Origin of the sequence: Psychrobacter sp. A3, assembly GCF_028823565.1 — a bacterium.
In the GTDB taxonomy this organism is placed as follows: domain Bacteria; phylum Pseudomonadota; class Gammaproteobacteria; order Pseudomonadales; family Moraxellaceae; genus Psychrobacter; species Psychrobacter celer.
Map to the genome: position 1 here is coordinate 1 of NZ_JAPEHS010000160.1, position 1,014 is coordinate 1,014.

Below are 1,014 nucleotides of genomic sequence, written 5' to 3' on the forward strand. Positions count from 1 at the left end.
GCTTCTGCTACATCAGAGACAGTCACAGGCGTGTCGACAACACTTTCAGCTTGGCTCACCGCGATACTAGCGATTCCTAGAATGGCAGCTGCCGATAACATAACTACTTTTCTCATTCGTCACGTTCTCTTATTACGTATACAAAGGCTGGCACGGCTCGGACATTCTGTCTGTCCTCCTTTGACGACCTCTCGTCATCAATAGCAAACAGCCATCCCGCGTGCCAGCACACTTGCAATCGGTGATTATAAATATGAATTCTCCCTGACATTATAAGGGAAAAGGCGGGTAGATTGCCATGCTTGTTTAATGACTATCCTGTTTTTTCTTAAAAAACCTCAATCTCTGCCTTCGTTTATTGGCTTTCTGACTTTTATTTGTTAGACTAAGCGGTCTTGATTTTTAAGTCTGTTTTATGCGCTCGTAGCTCAGTTGGATAGAGTATCGGTTTCCGAAGCCGAGGGTCGTGGGTTCGATTCCCGCCGAGCGCACCAATCATCGTATTTCACCACTTCCTAGCATTACCTCAAACCTCTAAAGCCCTTTAATATCAAAACTTCAAGTCTTTTGATATTACTTGTCATTACCTAGTAGCACCTATAGAATGTTGTTAAATTTGTTGTTAAAACATTTAACATCTTTTACGGCTGCCCTGATTGCTATTGGCTGTCGATTGCTCATCACTCTGCTCGTTACTAACGATCGGACGCATCTTGCTTAATAAGTGCATCAGGAACAATAGCGAACCATCAGACACCCGCGGCAAGCCAGCCCCAAAGCGACCGTCAAAACCTTTTTGCTCGTGCTCGTCCTTAATCTCGCCTGATATCTTTTTCCAGTCCACCCCAAACGGCGGATTCGATAGCATGTAGTCAAACTTCTCAGCGACCAGCTGATCACTGGATAAGGTATTGCCCAGCTTAATGTTATTCACCTCTTGCCCTTTGATCAGCATATCGGCTTTACAGATGGCATAAGACTCAGGGTTTAGCTCTTGCCCATAGGTACGCATCA

At 44.8% G+C, this 1,014-nt stretch carries 1 tRNA gene and 1 pseudogene; one reads left to right on the forward strand and one right to left on the reverse strand.

The features are described 5' to 3' along the window. Positions 1-417 precede the first annotated feature (417 nt). Positions 418-494 (forward strand) — tRNA-Arg (locus NK638_RS12270). 194 nt (positions 495-688) lie between these two features. Here the strand turns inward: NK638_RS12270 and NK638_RS12275 are convergent. Then, positions 689-1,014 (reverse strand): annotated as a pseudogene (locus NK638_RS12275) (HsdM family class I SAM-dependent methyltransferase); the annotation flags it as partial.